Source organism: Cellulomonas sp. FA1, from assembly GCF_000986825.1.
Taxonomy (GTDB): domain Bacteria; phylum Actinomycetota; class Actinomycetes; order Actinomycetales; family Cellulomonadaceae; genus Cellulomonas; species Cellulomonas iranensis.
Genome location: NZ_LBMY01000001.1, coordinates 848,687 through 865,172 on the forward strand (window position 1 = coordinate 848,687; position 16,486 = coordinate 865,172).

Consider the following 16,486-nt stretch of genomic DNA (forward strand, 5'->3'; position numbering starts at 1 on the left):
TCGAGGGCCCGGTGGTGGCTCGGGACCCAGGTCCCGGGCCTTGCCGGTGGCTCATTAAATACCGTCGTGCCGTGGAAAAGACCAGGACCAGGGTCCCGCCGCACTTCGTGCTGCTCGTCCCCGGCGGCCTCGCGCTGCTCGCGGGGCTCGACGCCGCCCTGCTGCTGCTCGGGCTGCCCGCACCCGTGCGGCTCGAGCGCTGGTCCGACGTGCACGGACCGCTCATGGTGCTGGGGTTCGTCGGCACGCTCGTCGCGCTCGAACGTGCCGTCGCCGTGCGGCGGCCGCTCGCGTTCGCCTCGCCCGCGCTGCTCGGGGTCGGTGGTCTGGCGCTCCTGACGCCCGCGCCGCTGTGGGTCGGCCGCGCGTGCCTCGCGCTCGGGACGCTCGCGCTCGTCGGCATCTACCTCGCGGTGTGGCGCACGCAGCCCGCCGCCGCGCTCGCGGTGCAGGCCCTGGGCGCCGCGCTCGCCGTCGCGGCCGCCGTGCTGTGGCTCGCAGGGGCGGCCGTGCCGCACCTCGTCCCGTGCCTCACGGGCTTCCTCGTCCTGACGATCGCGGGCGAGCGCCTCGAGCTGCTGCGGGTCGGCGGGCCGGGGCCGCGCGTCGAGGACGCCGTGTGGGGCCTGGCCTGCGCGTGGGCGCTCGCCGCGACGGCTGCGCTGCTGTGGCCCGCGGTCGGCTGGGCGCTGCTCGGTGCCGTGCTGCTCGCGCTCGTCGCGGTCCTCGTGCGGCACGACGTCGCACGACGCACGGTGCGCGCCACGGGCCTGCCCCGGTTCATGGCGTGCGCGATGCTCGCCGGCTACGCGTGGCTCGCCGTCGCGGGTGCGCTCTGGCTCGTCGCCGGGCCGGTGCTGGCCGGACGCGGGTACGACGCCGCGCTGCACGCCGTGTTCCTCGGCTTCGTGCTGTCGATGGTCATGGCCCACGCACCCGTGATCCTGCCGGCCGTGCTGCGGCGCCCCCTGCCGTACCGGCCCGCGATGTACGTCCCGCTCGTGCTGCTGCACGCCACCCTCGCGCTGCGGGTGCTCGTCGGCGACGCGCGCGGGCTCGACGTCGTGGTGCAGGTCGCAGGCGTGGGCAACGTCGTGGCCCTCCTGCTGTTCGTCGTCGTCGCCGTGACGTCCGCGGTGGTCGGACCGCCGCCCGTCGCCCGGCGCCCCGCGCGGTCGACGGCGACCGGTGCGCCGGGCACCACGACCCCGCCCCCGCCCGCCGCCGCGGGTCTCACCCTCGGAGGTCCCCGGTGAACCGCGCCGCGCACCACGTCCGTGCCAACGCCCTCGTCCTGGTCTGGCTCGTCGCGGCCGCCGTCGCGGCGCTCGCGCACCGCTGGTTGCCCGAGGCCGGGTGGCTCCTGGTGCACCTGCCGCTGCTCGGCGCGATCACCACCGCGATCCTCGTGTGGAGCCAGCACTTCGCCGACACGCTGCTGCGCAGCCCCGCACCGCGTCGCGCGCTCACGTGGCGCCTGGCGGCCCACACCGCCGGGGTGCTCGCGGTCGTCGCCGGGCACCTGACGTCGGTGCCCGCGCTCGTGGTCGCCGGGGGCGTCGCCGTCGCCGGCATCGGTGTCGCGCAGGCCGTCGGCATCGTCCGGCAGGGCCGCGGCGCGCTGCCCTCGCGGTTCGGCCACCTCGCGCGCGCCTACGTCGCGGCGGGCCTGCTGCTGGTCCCGGGCGTCGCGTGCGGCGTCGTCATGGCCACCGCCGCGCCCGGCCCCGAGGCGTACGCGCGGTGGTACGTCGCGCACGTCGTGCTCACGCTGATCGGCTTCGTCGGCGTCACGGTCGCGGGCACGCTCGTCGTGCTGTGGCCGACGGTCCTGCGCACGCGCATCGACGCGGCCGCCGAGACCGCGGCTCGCCGCTCGCTCGTGCTGCTCGTAGCCGGGACCCTGCTCGCGGCGCTCGGGCCCGCCACGGGCCTGCGCGCCGTCACGGTCGCGGGAGTCGCGGTCGTGCTGGCCGGCATCGCGCTGACCGCGCACGTGCTGGTCCGCCAGGCGCGCACCGCACCGCCCGTCACGTACGCCGCGCTGGGCGTCGGTGCCGCGGTCGTGTGGTGGGCCGCGTCGGTCGCGGTGCTCGGCGTGGTCGTCGCGACCGCCGGCTCGTGGGCCGCGACCGTCCCGCGGCTCTCGGCGCTCACGCCCGCGACCGTCGGCGGGTTCGCGGCGCAGGTGCTCGTCGGCGCGCTGTCCTCCCTGCTGCCCGTCGTGCTCGGCGGCGGTCCCGCCGTCACGCGCACCGTGGCCGCCGAGCTCGACCGCTCCGCCGTCGTGCGCGCCGTGCTGCTCAACGGTGCGCTCGTGATCTTCGTGCTGCCCGCGCCGAGCCTCGTGCGCGTCGTCGCCTCGAGCACCGCGCTCGCGGTGGGCGTCTGGTTCCTCGTGCTCGTCGCGCGGGCCGTCCGGCTCGCCCGGCAGCCCGGCACGATCGATCGCCCCGCGCCCGTCGTCCCGGCCCGCGCCGCCGCGGTCGACCCCGTCGCGGTCGCCCTGGCACGCTCGCGGCGGCGCGGAGCCGGTGCGCTGGCCGTCGGCGCGCTCGTCGTGGTGACCGCCGTCGCGCTCGCGGGCGACCCCACCGCGGCGGGCCTCACGCAGGTCCTCGCCGCGGGCGCCGCGGCTGCCCCCGCCACGTCGGACGCCGGGGCGACGGGACGCACCACCACGGTGCGCGTCGAGGCGCAGGACATGCGGTTCGTGCCCGACACGGTCGAGGTGCCCGCCGGCGACCGGCTGGTCATCGAGGTCGTCAACACCGACACCACGGTGCACGACCTCGTGCTCGACGGCGGTGCCACGTCGGGGCGCCTCGCACCGGGTGGCACGGCCTCGGTCGACGTCGGCGTCGTGCAGCAGGACCTCGCGGGCTGGTGCTCGGTCGCCGGGCACCGCCTCATGGGCATGACGCTGGACGTCGTCGTGGTGGGCGGGCAGCCGGCCCCACCCGTCGCGGCGGCCCCGGGGGGCGACGCCGGCACGGGGCACGACATGGCCGGCACGCACCACGGCACGGCGGGGGACGGCACGCGTGCGGCCGACCTGCTGGACCTCGTGGCGGCCCCCGACGACGCGTTCGTCGCGCGCGACGCGACGCTGCCGCCGGTCGGCGACGGCACGACCCACCACGTGACGCTCGCGGTCACCGAGACCGTCCAGGAGGTCGCCCCCGGCGTCACGCGCACCGCCTGGACGTTCGGCGGCACCGCACCCGGACCCGTGCTGCACGGGCGGTTGGGCGACACGTTCGTCGTCACGCTCGTCAACGACGGCAGCCTCGGGCACTCGATCGACTTCCACGCCGGCGCGCTCGCACCCGACGACGTCATGCGGACCATCGAGCCCGGCGAGACGCTCACGTACACGTTCCGGGCGACGCGCAGCGGCATCTGGATGTACCACTGCTCGACCATGCCGATGAGCCTGCACATCGCGAACGGCATGTTCGGCGCGGTCGTCATCGACCCGCCCGGCCTGCCCGAGGTCGACCACGAGTACGTGCTCGTGCAGTCCGAGCTGTACCTGGGCGAGCAGGGCGGCACCGCCGACGAGGCCGCGCTCACCGCGCAGCAGCCCACGCTGCTGACGTTCAACGGCTACGCGAACCAGTACCGCGACCGACCCCTCGCGGTCCGCGCGGGCGAGCGCGTGCGCGTGTGGGTGCTCGACGCCGGGCCGAACCGGCCGTCGTCGTTCCACGTCGTCGGCGGGCAGTTCGACACCGTCTACCGCGAGGGCGACTGGACCCTGCGCGACGGCGGGTCGACGGGGACGGGCGGCGCGCAGGTGCTCGCGCTCGCGCCCGCCGAGGGCGGGTTCGTCGAGCTGACGTTCCCCGAGGCCGGCACCTACCCGTTCGTCACGCACGCCATGGGCGACGCCGAGCGCGGCGCGCAGGGCCGGTTCCGCGTCACGGACTGACCGCGACGCCACGCGGCCCGGGGGAGTTCTCACACCCCGGGCCGCCGGTGTGTGCGCGGAACGTTGCGGGCCGGTGACGCGGGTGCGCGTCCGGGCGAAACACGCGCTGCCTAGCGTCCTGCTCGACGCCGGCCCCACGCGGCGACGCCCGCCGGGCACCGCCCGGCCCCGACGCCCGACCCCGCGCAGCCCTGCGCGGACCGACGCCCGGAGGCTCCCCGTGACCCAGACCCCGACGACCGACGCGCCCGCCGCCTCGGCGACCGCGCCCGCAGACCCCACCCCGGCACCCCCGACCCCGGCGCCCGGCGCCGAGGTCCTCACCCCGGCCGGCGTCGAGCCCGTGCTCGTCCGGCACCGCGGCCGCTGGCTGCACGGCTGGGACCCCGAGGCGCCCGACCAGTGGCGCACGGCGGGGCGCGCCGTCGCACGCCGCAACCTCGTGCTGTCGATCCTCGCCGAGTTCCTCGGGTTCGCGGTCTGGGCGTTGTGGAGCATCGTCGTGCCGCAGCTGCCGGCGGCCGGGTTCACGCTGACCGCCGACCAGATGTTCTGGCTCATCGCGGTGCCGTCGCTCGTCGGCGCGACGCTGCGCATCCCGTACACGTTCGCCGTCCCCGTCTTCGGCGGGCGCAACTGGACGGTCGTGTCGGCGCTGCTGCTGCTCCTGCCCACGGGTGCCCTGGTGTGGGCCGTGCAACGACCCGACCTGCCGTTCGGCGCGCTGCTCGCGGTCGCCGCGCTCGCGGGCGTCGGCGGCGGCAACTTCGCGTCCTCGATGGCGAACATCTCGTTCTTCTACCCCGAGCGCGAGAAGGGCCGGGCGCTGGGCCTCAACGCCGCGGGCGGCAACGTCGGCACCGCGGCCGTGCAGCTCGCGGTGCCGCTGGTCGTCGTCGGTGCGGCCGGCGTGCACCTCGAGCGGGCCGGTCTGATGTTCGTGCCGCTCGCGATCCTCGCTGCGGTGCTCGCGTGGCGGCTCATGGACAACGTCAAGGACGCCGCGGCCGACCCGCGCGCGTACGGCTCGGCCGCGCGCCACCGTCACACGTGGGTCATCTCGTTCGTGTACATCGGCACGTTCGGCTCGTTCATCGGGTTCTCAGGGGCGTTCCCGACGCTGCTCAAGGCCCAGTTCCCCGACGTGACGCTGTCGATCGCGTTCCTCGGCGCGCTCGTCGGGTCGGTCGCGCGCCCGGCGGGCGGTGCGCTCGCCGACCGGCTCGGCGGCGCCCGCGTGACGGTCGCGGCGTTCGCGGTCATGGCGGTCGGGACCGTGTCGGCGATCCTCGCGCTGCGGGCCGGCTCGTTCCCGGTGTTCTTCGGCTCGTTCCTGCTGCTGTTCCTCGCCACGGGGGCCGGCAACGGGTCCGTGTACCGCATGATCCCGGCGGTGTTCCGGCACGGCGCGACCGGCGACGCCGATCGCGGCCGGCGGGCCAAGGCCGCCGCGGGGTGCATCGGGATCGCGGGCGCGGTCGGTGCCGTCGGCGGGTTCCTGGTGCCGCGCGGGTTCGCGGCGTCGACCACCGCGACGGGTGGCATCGAGGCGGCGCTGTGGGTGATCGTCGCGACCTACGCCGTCATGGCCGCCACCACGTGGGTCGTGTACGCGCGCCGCGGCTCGGCGTTCGGCGACGCCGTCATCTGATGACGGCCACCACCACCGCGCGGGACGCGCGCACGGCCACGACGCAGGTCGCGACCGTGTGCTCGTACTGCGGCGTCGGCTGCGGGATCGTCCTCGACGTCGGGGACGACGGCACGGTGCGCCGCGCGAGCGGCGACCGCTCGCACCCCGCGAACGCCGGGCGCCTGTGCACCAAGGGCGCGACGAGCGCGACGATGCTCGCGGCCGGCGGACGCGTGACGACCGCGCTCGTGCGGCCCGAGCGCGGCGCCGAGGCCGTGCCGGCCGACGTCGACGCCGCGGTCGCGGACGTCGCCCGCCGGATGCGCACGATCCTCGACCGCGACGGTCCCGACGCGATCGCGCTGTACGTGTCGGGTCAGCTGAGCATCGAGGCGCAGTACCTGGCGAACAAGCTCGCCAAGGGGTACCTGCGCACGCGGTGGATCGAGTCGAACTCGCGGCTGTGCATGGCGAGCGCGGGCACGGGCTACAAGCTGTCGCTCGGTGCCGACGGCCCGCCGGGGTCGTACGACGACCTCGACCACGCCGACGTGTTCCTGCTCGTCGGCGCGAACATGGCCGACTGCCACCCCGTGCTGTTCCTGCGGCTGCTCGACCGCGTCAAGGCCGGCGCCCGGCTGATCGTCGTCGACCCGCGGCGCACGGCCACGGCCGAGAAGGCGGACCTGTTCCTGCAGGTCCGGCCCGGCAGCGACCTCGCGCTGCTCAACGGCCTGCTGCACCTGCTCGTCGAGGCCGGCGCGGTCGACGAGGCGTTCGTCGCCGAGCACACCGAGGGCTGGGACGCGATGCCCGCGTTCCTCGCGGACTACCCGCCGGACGTCGTCGAGCGGCTCACGGGCGTGCCCGCGGCCGACCTGCGCGCGGCCGCCGCGATGATCGCCGGAGCGGGTGACTGGGTGTCGTGCTGGACGATGGGCCTCAACCAGTCGACGCACGGCACGTGGAACACGAACGCGCTGGTCAACCTGCACCTCGCGACCGGTGCGATCGGGCGCCGGGGGAGCGGACCGTTCTCGCTCACCGGCCAGCCCAACGCGATGGGCGGGCGCGAGATGGGGTACATGGGCCCGGGCCTGCCGGGGCAGCGCAGCGTGCTCGACGCCGACGACCGCGCGTTCTGCGAGGACCTGTGGGGGCTGCCACCCGGGACGATCCGCACCGAGGTCGGCACCGGCACGGTCGACATGTTCCGCCGCATGGCCGACGGCGAGATCCGTGCCGCGTGGGTGATCTGCACCAACCCGGTCGCGTCGGTCGGCAACCGCCGCACCGTGGTCGAGGGTCTCGAGCGCGCCGAGCTCGTCGTCACGCAGGACGTGTTCGCCGACACCGAGACCAACGCGTACGCCGACGTCGTGCTGCCGGCCGCGCTGTGGTCCGAGGTCGACGGCGTCATGGTGAGCTCCGAGCGCACCATGACGCTCGCGCGGCGGGCGCTGGCCGCCCCCGGGCAGGCGCTGCCGGACTGGCAGCTCGTCGCGCGCGTCGCGACGGCCCTGGGGTTCGACGGCTTCGCGTACGCGTCGTCGCAGGAGGTCTTCGACGAGCTGCGCCGCGCGAGCAACCCGCGCACGGGCTACGACCTGCGGGGGGTCAGCTACGAGCGGTTGCGCCGCGAGCCCGTGCAGTGGCCGTGCGCGTCCGCCGACGCGCCCGCGCGCAACCCGGTGCGCTACCTCAACGACGGCGAGCACCAGCCGCTGCTCACCCGCCCCGACGGCACGCGGCCGCGCCTGGCGTTCCCCACGCCGAGCGGTCGCGCAGTCTTCCACGCGCGCCCGCACGTCGACCCGGCCGAGCTGCCGGACGACGACCACCCGTTCTGGTTCACGACGGGCCGCGTGCAGCACCAGTGGCACACCATGACCAAGACCGGCAAGGTCCCGGCGCTGAACCGGCTCGAGCCCGGCCCGTTCGTCGAGGTGCACCCCGAGGACGCCGCGCGGCTCGGGCTCGTCGAGCGGGCGCCCGTCGAGGTCGCGTCGCGGCGCGGCCGCGCGGTGCTGCCGGTCGTCGTGACCGACCGCGTGCGCCCCGGCACGCTGTTCGCGCCGTTCCACTGGAACGACGTGTTCGGCGAGCACCTCGCGGTCAACGCGGTGACGAACGACGCGGTCGACCCGCTGTCCCTGCAGCCCGAGCTCAAGGCGTGCGCGGTCGCGCTCACGCCCGTCGCCGCCGAGGTCGCGCCCGCCCGACGCACGCACGGCGCGACACCCGGACCCGACCCCGACCCCGGCGCGGCGCCCGCCTCCGCGTCGGCGACGCTCGACGGTCCGGCCACGATGCGGGCGCTCGCGGCCGCGCTCGGCGTCGACGACGTCGAGGCCCCCGCGCTCGGCGACGGCGAGCGGCGCTACCTGGCGGGGTTCCTCGCGGGTCTCGGGCGTGGCACCGGCGCGGCGGGGACGCCCGTGCTGCCGCCGACGGCGCCGTTGCGCGACGACCACGCGCTGTGGGTCGACGGCGTGCTGGCGGGGCTGTTCTCCCGCGCGCCGGGTGCACCGTCCGCGGCCGCCCTGCGGGCGCCGGCCCGCACCGTCACGGTGCTGTGGGCGTCCCAGACGGGCACCGCCGAGGAGCTCGCGGGCGTCGTCGCTGACCGGCTCGGGGCCGCCGGGCTCGGCACGCGGCTGCGCGCGATGGACGACGCGCTCGACGACCTGCCCCGGCGCGGTGACGTCGTGCTGGTCACGAGCACGTTCGGCGACGGCGACGCACCCGACAACGGGGCGGCGCTGTGGGAGAGGCTCGCGGACCCGCAGGCGCCGTCGTTCGGCGGTGCGCGGTTCGCGGTGCTGGCGCTGGGCGACCCGACGTACGACCGGTTCTGCGGGCACGGGCGGCGCCTCGACCACCGGCTCGCCGAGCTCGGCGCGCAGCGGCTCGTGCCGCGCCTCGAGCGCGAGCCCGGCGACGACACCCCGGTCGGCCCGTGGCTCGACGGGCTCGTCGCGGCGCTGACCGGCGGCGAGCAGGACGACGACGCGGCTGACGGTGGCACGGTCGTGGGAGGCGCCGACGACGCGGACGCGCGCGACGGCGTCGGCGGCGGGCCGGCTCGTGCGCCGGCGCGCACGGCACCCGTCGCGCCGTCCGGGTCGGGTGACGCGCCCGCCCGGGCGTCGCGGCGGCACCCCGGCACGGCGCGGCTCGTGGGCCGTCGGCGCCTCGGGGCAGCGGGCGCCGCGAAGGAGGTGCGCGAGGTCCTGCTCGACACGTCGGGCTCGCCGCTGCCCGTGCCGTACGCGGCCGGGGACGCCCTGGCGGTCCGCCCTCGCACGCCGGTCGCGCTGGTCGAGGAGATGCTCGGCGCGACGGGGCTGGACGCCGCCGCGCCGGTCGTGCTCGACGGCGTGACGCAGCCGCTGCACGACGCGCTGCGCACCGGCCTCGACCTGGGCCGCCCGACGCCGGCGCTGCTGCGGTTCGTCGCCGACCGCACGACCCGTGCGGCGGGTGACGACCTGCGCCGCCTGCTGCGGGCGGGCGACCGCGCGGCGCTCGACGCGTGGACGTGGGACCGCGGCGTCGTCGACGTGGTCGCGGCGCACCCGCTCGACGCGACGCCGCAGGAGTGGGTCGACGCGCTGCGCACGCTCCAGCCGCGCGCGTACTCGATCTCGTCGAGCCCGCTCGTCGACCCGGCCCGCGTGCGCCTGACGGTGTCGGTCGTGCGGTGGGCGGGGCCCACCGGACGGCCGCGCGGCGGCACGTGCTCGACGTACCTCGCGGACGCCGCCCCGGACGCCGAGGTCGCCGTGCACGTGCAACCCAGCGCCCACTTCCGCCCGCCGTCGGACCCCGACGCACCCGCCGTGATGATCGGTCCGGGCACGGGCGTCGCGCCGTTCGTCGGGTTCCTCGCCGAGCGCGAGGCGCGCGGGCACCGCGGCGACAGCTGGCTGGTCTTCGGCGAGCAGCACGCGGCGACCGACTTCTGGTACCGCGACGAGCTCGACGCGTGGCGCACGAGCGGCGTGCTCACGCGCCTCGACACCGCGTTCTCGCGCGACCAGCGGCAGAAGGTCTACGTGCAGGACCGGCTGCGCGAGCACGCGCGCGACCTGTGGTCCTGGCTCGAGCGCGGCGCGCACGTCTACGTGTGCGGCGACGCGCGGCGCATGGCGCCCGACGTCGACGCGGCGCTGCGCGAGGTGGTCGCCCGCGAGGGCGGGCTCGCCGAGCCGGACGCCGCCGCGTACGTCCGGCGGCTCGCGGCGGAGCGACGCTACGTGCGCGACGTGTACTGAGCGCCCGCGTCGACCGGACGTACCCCGCGCGGCGTCGGCCCGGCGAGCGTGACGGGTTCCGTGCTCCCGCGAGCCGCGGCGCGTCCGCCGCGGGAACCCGGGGCCGCACGGGGAACCCGGTGCCGCGGTCGTGCGTTCCCCCGGGAGTGCCTGCCGGCCGGTGGCGCACGCCCCGACCCGCAGGAGGTGCCGTGCGCGGCCGCAGGACCCGTGTCGTCGTCGCCGCCCTCGTCGTGCTCGGCCTGGTCGGCTCGCTCGCGGTCGGCCTCGTCGCGGGGACGGGCGGCGGGCGCGTCGACGTGCCCGCGACGGGCCCCTGGGCGGTCCTGGTCGGCCCCGAGCACCCGACCGTCGCCGCGTGCACGAGCGACCCCGCGGTCGAGCGCGTGTCGGTGCCGGACGGCCAGGACGGCGGGCCGCTCGCGGTCGTCCTGTACGCCGACGCGGCCCGCGGCGACCTCGACCGCGTGCTCGCGTGCCTGCAGCGCGACCCGGGCGCGGCGCAGGTGCAGGTCGTGCAGGTGTCGCGCGGCGTCCAGGGCTGATCGCGGCGGCCGTCGGCCGTCCCACGCGGTCGCCCGTGCGACCGGCGCGGGTGCGGCCCCGGCTCAGGTCACCGTCACGTCGAGCGTGTCGTAGCCCGCCGCGCCGTCGGGCACGACGTCGGCCGGGACGCCCGTCTGCGGGCCGTCGGGGTCCCACGCACGCACCGCGAGCACGTGGTCGCCCGGTGCCGCGTCGGGCCACGTCCACCGCCACTGCCGCCACGAGTCCACGCCGCCGTCGGCGGCCAGGTCGGCGTCCTGCCACGCGCCGTCGTCGACGCGCACCTGCACGCGCTCGACGCCGCGGTGCTGCGCCCACGCCGTGCCGGCCACGACGACGTCGCCCGCCGCGACCGTCGCGCCCGTGCGGGGCACCTCGATGCGCGACTGCGTCTTCACGGGGCCGCGCTCGGACCAGCCGCGCTGCGTCCAGTACGCGCTGACCCGGTCGAACCGCGTGACCTCGAGCTCGGTGACCCACTTGGTCGCCGACACGTAGCCGTACAGCCCGGGCACGACCATCCGCACCGGGAACCCGTGCTCGGGGGGCAGGGGAGCGCCGTCCATGCCGACCGCGAGCAGCGCGTCCCGGTCGTCGGTGAGCGCCTCGAGCGGCGTGGACGCGGTGAACCCGTCGGCGCTGCGCGAGAGCACCATGTCGGCGTCGGCCGTGGGCACGGCCCGCGCGAGGACGTCGCGCACGGGCAGCCCGAGCCAGCGCTGGTTGCCCACGAGCCCGCCGCCCACGGGGTTGGAGACGCACGCGAGCGTCACCCACGCCTCGACGAGGTCGGACGCGAGGAGCTCGTCCCACGTGAGCTCGACCTCCCGCTCGACGAGCCCGTGCACGCGCAGGCGCCACGTGGCCGGGTCGACCTGCGGCACCACGAGCGCGGTGTCGATGCGGTAGAAGTCCGCGGGCGGCGTCGCCCACGGTCCGACGCCCGCGACCTGGACGCCGCTCGGTGGTGACGGCGCGGGACGCGCGGGCGACGGCAGCCGCAGGGCCGCGCGCGCGGCCTGCGCGCCGCGCGCACCGGTGGCGGCGACGCGCCCGACGACCGCCCCGACGACCCCGACCGCGGCGGCCAGCGCGGTGAGCTGCAGGAACGTGCGGCGGCCGGGCGGTGCGGGTGCGTCGGCCACCGGGCCAGGTGCCGCCGCGGTGGGCGGTGCGGCGGGCGGCAGGCGGCGCAGGAGCTCGCGCAGCGTCCACAGGCCCGCGACGGTCCCGACGACGGCCGGGGCCGGGGCGAGCGCACCGGTGTCGGGGCGCAGCGACGCGGCGAACGCCGCGACCCCGCCGAGCAGCACCACGAGGACCGCGCCGACCGACCACCGGCGCCGCGCGGCGACACCGGCGACGGCCGCGAGGGCGGCCAGCACCAGGGCCTCCCCGACGCCGAGCACGAGCTTGTCGGCCGTGCCGAACGCCGCGACCGCGGCGTCCTTGAGCCACCCCGGCGTCGCGTCGACGAACGCCGCACCGACCGCCACGAGCGGGTCCGTCGAGGGCCCCGTGACGATCGCCACCAGGGCTCCGACACCCACCGTGACCGCACCGGCGGCCAGCCCCGCGAGACCCGCGAGGAGGTCGGGCGTGCGCGGGCGGCGCGTGCGCGGGGCCGCGACCGTGGGGGTCGTCATGCGCGCCACGCTAGGCCGCGGGCACGGAGCGCGCCACGGCGCACGGGACGAAGGTCTCACACGCGAGGCCCGCCCGGTGAGAGGGAAACGTTCCGGCGCGGAAACCCCGGCGCACCCCTGCGCGAAACGCCCGGTTCGTAGCGTCGACGCACGCCCTCGTCCCACCCGGCCCGCCTGGAGGCCCCATGGACCCCCGTCATCTCGTCGTCGTCGGCGGCGGCATGGTCGCGCAGCGTCTCGTCGAGGCCCTGCGCGACCGCGACGCCGCCGGCTCCTGGCGCGTCACGGTGCTCGCGGAGGAGCCGCGCCGCCCCTACGACCGCGTCGCGCTCACGAGCTACTTCGCGGGCCGCACCCCCGACGACCTCGCGCTCGGCGACCCCGCGCTGTGGGACGACCCGCTCGTGACGTTCGTGCGCGGCGACGCCGTCACCGCCGTCGACCGGGAGTCGCGCAGCGTCACGGCTGCCTCGGGCCGCACGTACACGTACGACCACCTGGTCCTCGCGACGGGGTCGTCGGCGTGGGTGCCGCCCCTCGAGGGCGCCGACCTCGAGGGCGTCTTCGTGTACCGCACGCTCGACGACGTGGCCGCGCTGCGAGGTCACGTCACGCGCCTGGCCGAGCAGCGGCCCGTGCGCGGGGTCGTGCTCGGCGGCGGTCTGCTGGGCCTGGAGGCCGCGGGCGCCCTGGACGCGCTCGGCGCCCGCGCGACCGTGCTGCAGGTCGACACGCACCTCATGTCCGCGCAGGTCGACCTCGGTGGCGGCGAGGCGCTGCGGCGGCTGATCAACGGGCTCGGCATCGGCGTGCGCACGCAGGCCAGGACGACGCGTGTGCTGCCGCACCGTCGCGGGGGCGTCGGCCGTGTCGAGCTCGCCGACGGCACGCGGCTCGACGCGGACGTCGTGGTCGTGGCGGCGGGCGTGCGTCCGCGGGACGAGCTCGCACGCACCAGCGGCCTCGAGATCGGCCCGCGCGGCGGCGTGGTCGTCGACGACACGTGCCTCACGGCCGACCCGCACGTCTCGGCCGTCGGCGAGGTCGCGTGCATCCAGGGCGCGTGCATCGGGCTCGTCGCGCCCGGCTACACGATGGCCGAGGTGACGGTCGACCGGCTGCTCGGCGGCGGGGCCGCGTACCCCGGTGCCGACACCGCGACCAAGCTCAAGCTCGCGGGCGTCGACGTCGCGAGCTTCGGCGACGCGTTCGCGCGCACGCCCGGCGCGCTCGAGGTCGTGTGGGCCGACCCGGTCGCGGGCGTCTACAAGAAGCTCGTGGTGTCCGACGACGCGCGCACGCTGCTCGGCGGCGTCCTCGTCGGCGACGCGAGCGCGTACGCGAGCCTGCGCCCGCTGGTCGGCCGCGAGCTGCCCGGCGACCCGGGCGCGTTCCTGCTGCCCGCCGGGGGAGCGGGAGCGCCGGACCTCGAGCTGCCCGACGAGGCGACGGTCTGCTCGTGCAACAACGTCACCGCGGGGTCGATCCGGCACGCCGTGACCGACCAGGGCTGCCACGACCTCGGCGCGGTCAAGGCGTGCACGCGCGCCGGCACGAGCTGCGGGTCCTGCCTGCCGCTGGTCAAGAAGCTCGTGACCACCGAGCTCGCCGCCCTCGGCGTGAGCGTCAGCACCGCGCTGTGCGAGCACTTCGCGCTGTCGCGGGCCCAGCTCTACGACGCCGTGCGGATCGCCGGCCTGCGGACCTTCACCGAGGTCGTCGAGCGGTTCGGCACGCACGGGCGCGGCTGCGACCTCTGCCGCCCCGCGGTCGCGTCGATCCTCGCGACCACGGCCCCCGCGCACGTCCTCGACGGCGAGCGCGCGGCCCTGCAGGACACCAACGACCACGTCATGGCGAACCTCCAGAAGGACGGGTCGTACTCGGTGGTGCCGCGCATGCCCGGCGGCGAGGTCACGCCCGAGGGGCTCATCGCGGTGGGCGAGGTCGCGCGCGACTTCGGGCTGTACACCAAGGTCACGGGCGGGCAGCGCATCGACATGTTCGGCGCGCGCATCGACCAGCTCCCGCTGATCTGGCGCCGCCTGGTCGACGCGGGCTTCGAGTCCGGGCACGCGTACGGCAAGTCGCTGCGCACCGTGAAGTCGTGCGTCGGGTCGACGTGGTGCCGGTTCGGCGTGCAGGACTCCGCGGCGCTCGCGGTCATGCTCGAGCTGCGCTACCGCGGCCTGCGCTCGCCGCACAAGATCAAGCTCGGCGTCTCGGGCTGCGCACGCGAGTGCGCCGAGGCCCGCGGCAAGGACGTCGGCGTGATCGCGACCGACAAGGGCTGGAACGTGTACGTCGGCGGCAACGGCGGCTTCACGCCCCGTCACGCGCGCCTGCTCGCCGAGGACCTCGACACCGAGACGCTCGTGCGGACCATCGACCGCTTCCTGCTCTACTACGTGCGCACGGCCGACCGCCTGCAGCGCACCGCGCCCTGGATCGAGGAGGTCGAGGGCGGCCTCGAGGGCGTGCGTGCCGTCGTCGTGGACGACGCGCTGGGCATCGGCGCCGACCTCGACGCGCAGATGGACGAGCACGTCGCGCAGTACGAGGACGAGTGGCGCGCGACGCTCGAGGACCCCGACAAGCTCCGGCGGTTCGCGTCGTTCGTCAACGCGCCCGACGTGGCCGACCCGTCCCTGGCGTACGTGCCCGAGCGCGGCCAGGTCCGTCCCGCCACCGCCGACGAGCGCGCCGTGCTCGTCGCCGGCACCACCCTGGAGGTCCGCTCGTGACCACGCTCGACGCGCCCACCACCACGTGGCTGACCGTGTGCCGGCTCGCGGACCTCGCGCCCGAGCGCGGCGCCGCGGCGCTCGTGCCCGACCGCGTGGCCGGCGCACCGACGCTCACGCAGGTCGCGGTGTTCCGGCTGCTCGACGACACGGTGCACGCCGTGCAGCAGCACGACCCGTTCAGCGACGCGCACGTCCTGGCCCGCGGGATCGTCGGGACGCGCCGCGTCGACGGCACCGACGTGCCGACCGTCGCGTCGCCCATGTACAAGCAGGTGTTCGACCTGCGCACGGGTGCGTGCCTCGACGTCGCGGGCAAGACGCCGGTCGCGGGGCACGGCGCGGACCTGCGGACGTGGGGCGTGCGCGTCGTCGACGGCGACGTGCAGCTCGCGGTGCTCGGCGGTGCGGGGTGACCGCGCTGCTGGGCGTCGAGCTCGCGGGCCGGGCGGTCCTCGTCGTCGGCGGGGGACCGGTCGCGGCACGACGCGCGCAGGCGCTCGCCGACGAGGGCGCGCTCGTGCGCGTCGTCGCGCCGCACGTGTGCGAGCCGCTCGCCGACCTCGTCGTCGCCGGCGGTGCGCGCTGGTCCGACCGCGAGGTCGCCGAGACCGACCTCGACGACGTGTGGCTCGTGCACACCGCCACGGGAGACCGCGCGACCGACGCCGCGGTCGTCGCGTGGGCCACCGCCCGGCGCGTGTTCTGCGTCGACGCCGGCGGCCCCCGCCGCCCGGCGGCGGGAACGGCGCGCACGCCCGCGACGACCCAGGCGGGCGACGTGCTCGTCGGCGTCGTGTCCGCCGCCGGCGCGGACCCGCGGCGCAGCGTCGAGGTGCGGGACCGGCTCGCGGCCCACCTGCGGGCCGGCGACGTCGACCTGCGTCGCCGCCGCGCGACGGCGGGGCAGGGCCGGGTCGTGCTCGTCGGCGGCGGCCCGGGCGACGTCGACCTGCTGACCGTCGCCGGGCGTCGCGCGCTCGCCGAGGCGGACGTCGTGGTCGCCGACCGCCTCGGCCCCGTCGACGTGCTCGACCAGCTGCCCGCCGACGTCGAGGTCGTCGACGTCGGCAAGTCGCCCGGCCACCACCCCGTGCCGCAGGACGAGATCAACCGGCTCCTCGTCGAGCAGGCGCAGCGCGGCCGCGTCGTCGTGCGGCTCAAGGGCGGCGACCCCTTCGTGTACGGCCGCGGCGGCGAGGAGGTGCTCGCGTGCCGCGCCGCGGGCGTGCCGGTGAGCGTCGTGCCGGGCGTCAGCAGCGCGTTCGCCGCCGCGGCGGCCGCCGGCGTGCCGCTCACGCACCGCGGCGTCGTCGGCGCGGTGCACGTCATGAACGGCACCGACGGCTGGTCGGCCGCTGCGCTCACGGGGCTGCGCGACCGCTCGTGCACGGTCGTCGTGCTCATGGGCGTCGCGGCGCTGCCCGGGCTCGTGCGCGACGCGCTGGCCGGCGGCGTGGACCCCGACGTGCCCGTGGCGGTGGTCGAGCGCGCGACGCTGCCCGACCAGCGCGTGACGCGCGCGCCGCTGCACGAGGTCGCGGCGGTCGCGGCCGCGCGTGGTGTGCGGGCGCCCGCGGTCGTGGTCGTGGGCGACGTCGCGGCACCGCGCCTGCTGGAGCCGGCGGCGTCCGGCGGGCCGGGGGAGCCCGTGGACGAGGTGGACGTCACGCCCCCGGCGCCGGTGACAATGGACGCGTGAGCAC

General features: G+C 77.1%; 9 protein-coding genes. 8 read left to right on the forward strand and 1 reads right to left on the reverse strand.

From position 1 onward, the window contains the following. Positions 1 to 71: 71 nt before the first annotated feature. From GY42_RS03755 to GY42_RS03775, 5 genes are all read left to right on the forward strand, one after another. Positions 72 to 1,256 (forward strand): hypothetical protein, encoded by a 1,185-nt coding sequence (locus GY42_RS03755; RefSeq protein WP_046528310.1) that lies wholly within the window; start codon positions 72 to 74, stop codon positions 1,254 to 1,256. Continuing rightward, complete coding sequence (locus GY42_RS03760; RefSeq protein WP_046528311.1) at positions 1,253 to 3,934, forward strand: multicopper oxidase domain-containing protein; 2,682 nt, start codon at positions 1,253 to 1,255, stop codon at positions 3,932 to 3,934. The genes GY42_RS03755 and GY42_RS03760 overlap by 4 nt, the downstream gene beginning before the upstream one ends. A gap of 220 nt (positions 3,935 to 4,154) precedes the next feature. After that, entirely contained in the window at positions 4,155 to 5,585 is a 1,431-nt protein-coding gene (locus tag GY42_RS03765; RefSeq protein WP_082131341.1) for an MFS transporter, read from the forward strand. Continuing rightward, positions 5,585 to 9,844, forward strand: a complete 4,260-nt coding sequence (locus tag GY42_RS03770; protein WP_046528312.1) for a bifunctional nitrate reductase/sulfite reductase flavoprotein subunit alpha — start codon at positions 5,585 to 5,587, stop codon at positions 9,842 to 9,844. The genes GY42_RS03765 and GY42_RS03770 overlap by 1 nt, the downstream gene beginning before the upstream one ends. 191 nt (positions 9,845 to 10,035) lie before the next feature. Then, the gene (locus GY42_RS03775; protein WP_046528313.1) at positions 10,036 to 10,389 is read left to right on the forward strand and encodes a hypothetical protein; all 354 of its coding nucleotides are present in this window, start codon (positions 10,036 to 10,038) and stop codon (positions 10,387 to 10,389) included. A 63-nt stretch (positions 10,390 to 10,452) separates the two neighbouring features. Here the strand turns inward: GY42_RS03775 and GY42_RS03780 are convergent, their stop codons facing one another. After that, positions 10,453 to 12,036 carry a molybdopterin-dependent oxidoreductase gene (locus GY42_RS03780; protein WP_046530510.1) on the reverse strand — a complete coding sequence of 528 codons (1,584 nt, stop codon included), beginning with the start codon at positions 12,034 to 12,036 and terminating at the stop codon, positions 10,453 to 10,455. Positions 12,037 to 12,221: 185 nt separating this feature from the next. Between GY42_RS03780 and nirB the strand changes: the two genes are divergently transcribed. The 3 genes from nirB to cobA are packed head-to-tail and all read left to right on the forward strand — an operon-like array spanning position 12,222 to position 16,482. Then, the gene (nirB, locus tag GY42_RS03785; protein ID WP_046528314.1) at positions 12,222 to 14,780 is read left to right on the forward strand and encodes a nitrite reductase large subunit NirB; all 2,559 of its coding nucleotides are present in this window, start codon (positions 12,222 to 12,224) and stop codon (positions 14,778 to 14,780) included. After that, positions 14,777 to 15,196, forward strand: a complete 420-nt coding sequence (gene nirD / locus GY42_RS03790; protein WP_046528315.1) for a nitrite reductase small subunit NirD — start codon at positions 14,777 to 14,779, stop codon at positions 15,194 to 15,196. The genes nirB and nirD overlap by 4 nt, the downstream gene beginning before the upstream one ends. Further along, positions 15,193 to 16,482 carry a uroporphyrinogen-III C-methyltransferase gene (gene cobA, locus GY42_RS03795; protein WP_046528316.1) on the forward strand — a complete coding sequence of 430 codons (1,290 nt, stop codon included), beginning with the start codon at positions 15,193 to 15,195 and terminating at the stop codon, positions 16,480 to 16,482. Before nirD ends, cobA begins: the two co-directional genes overlap by 4 nt. Positions 16,483 to 16,486 lie beyond the last annotated feature (4 nt).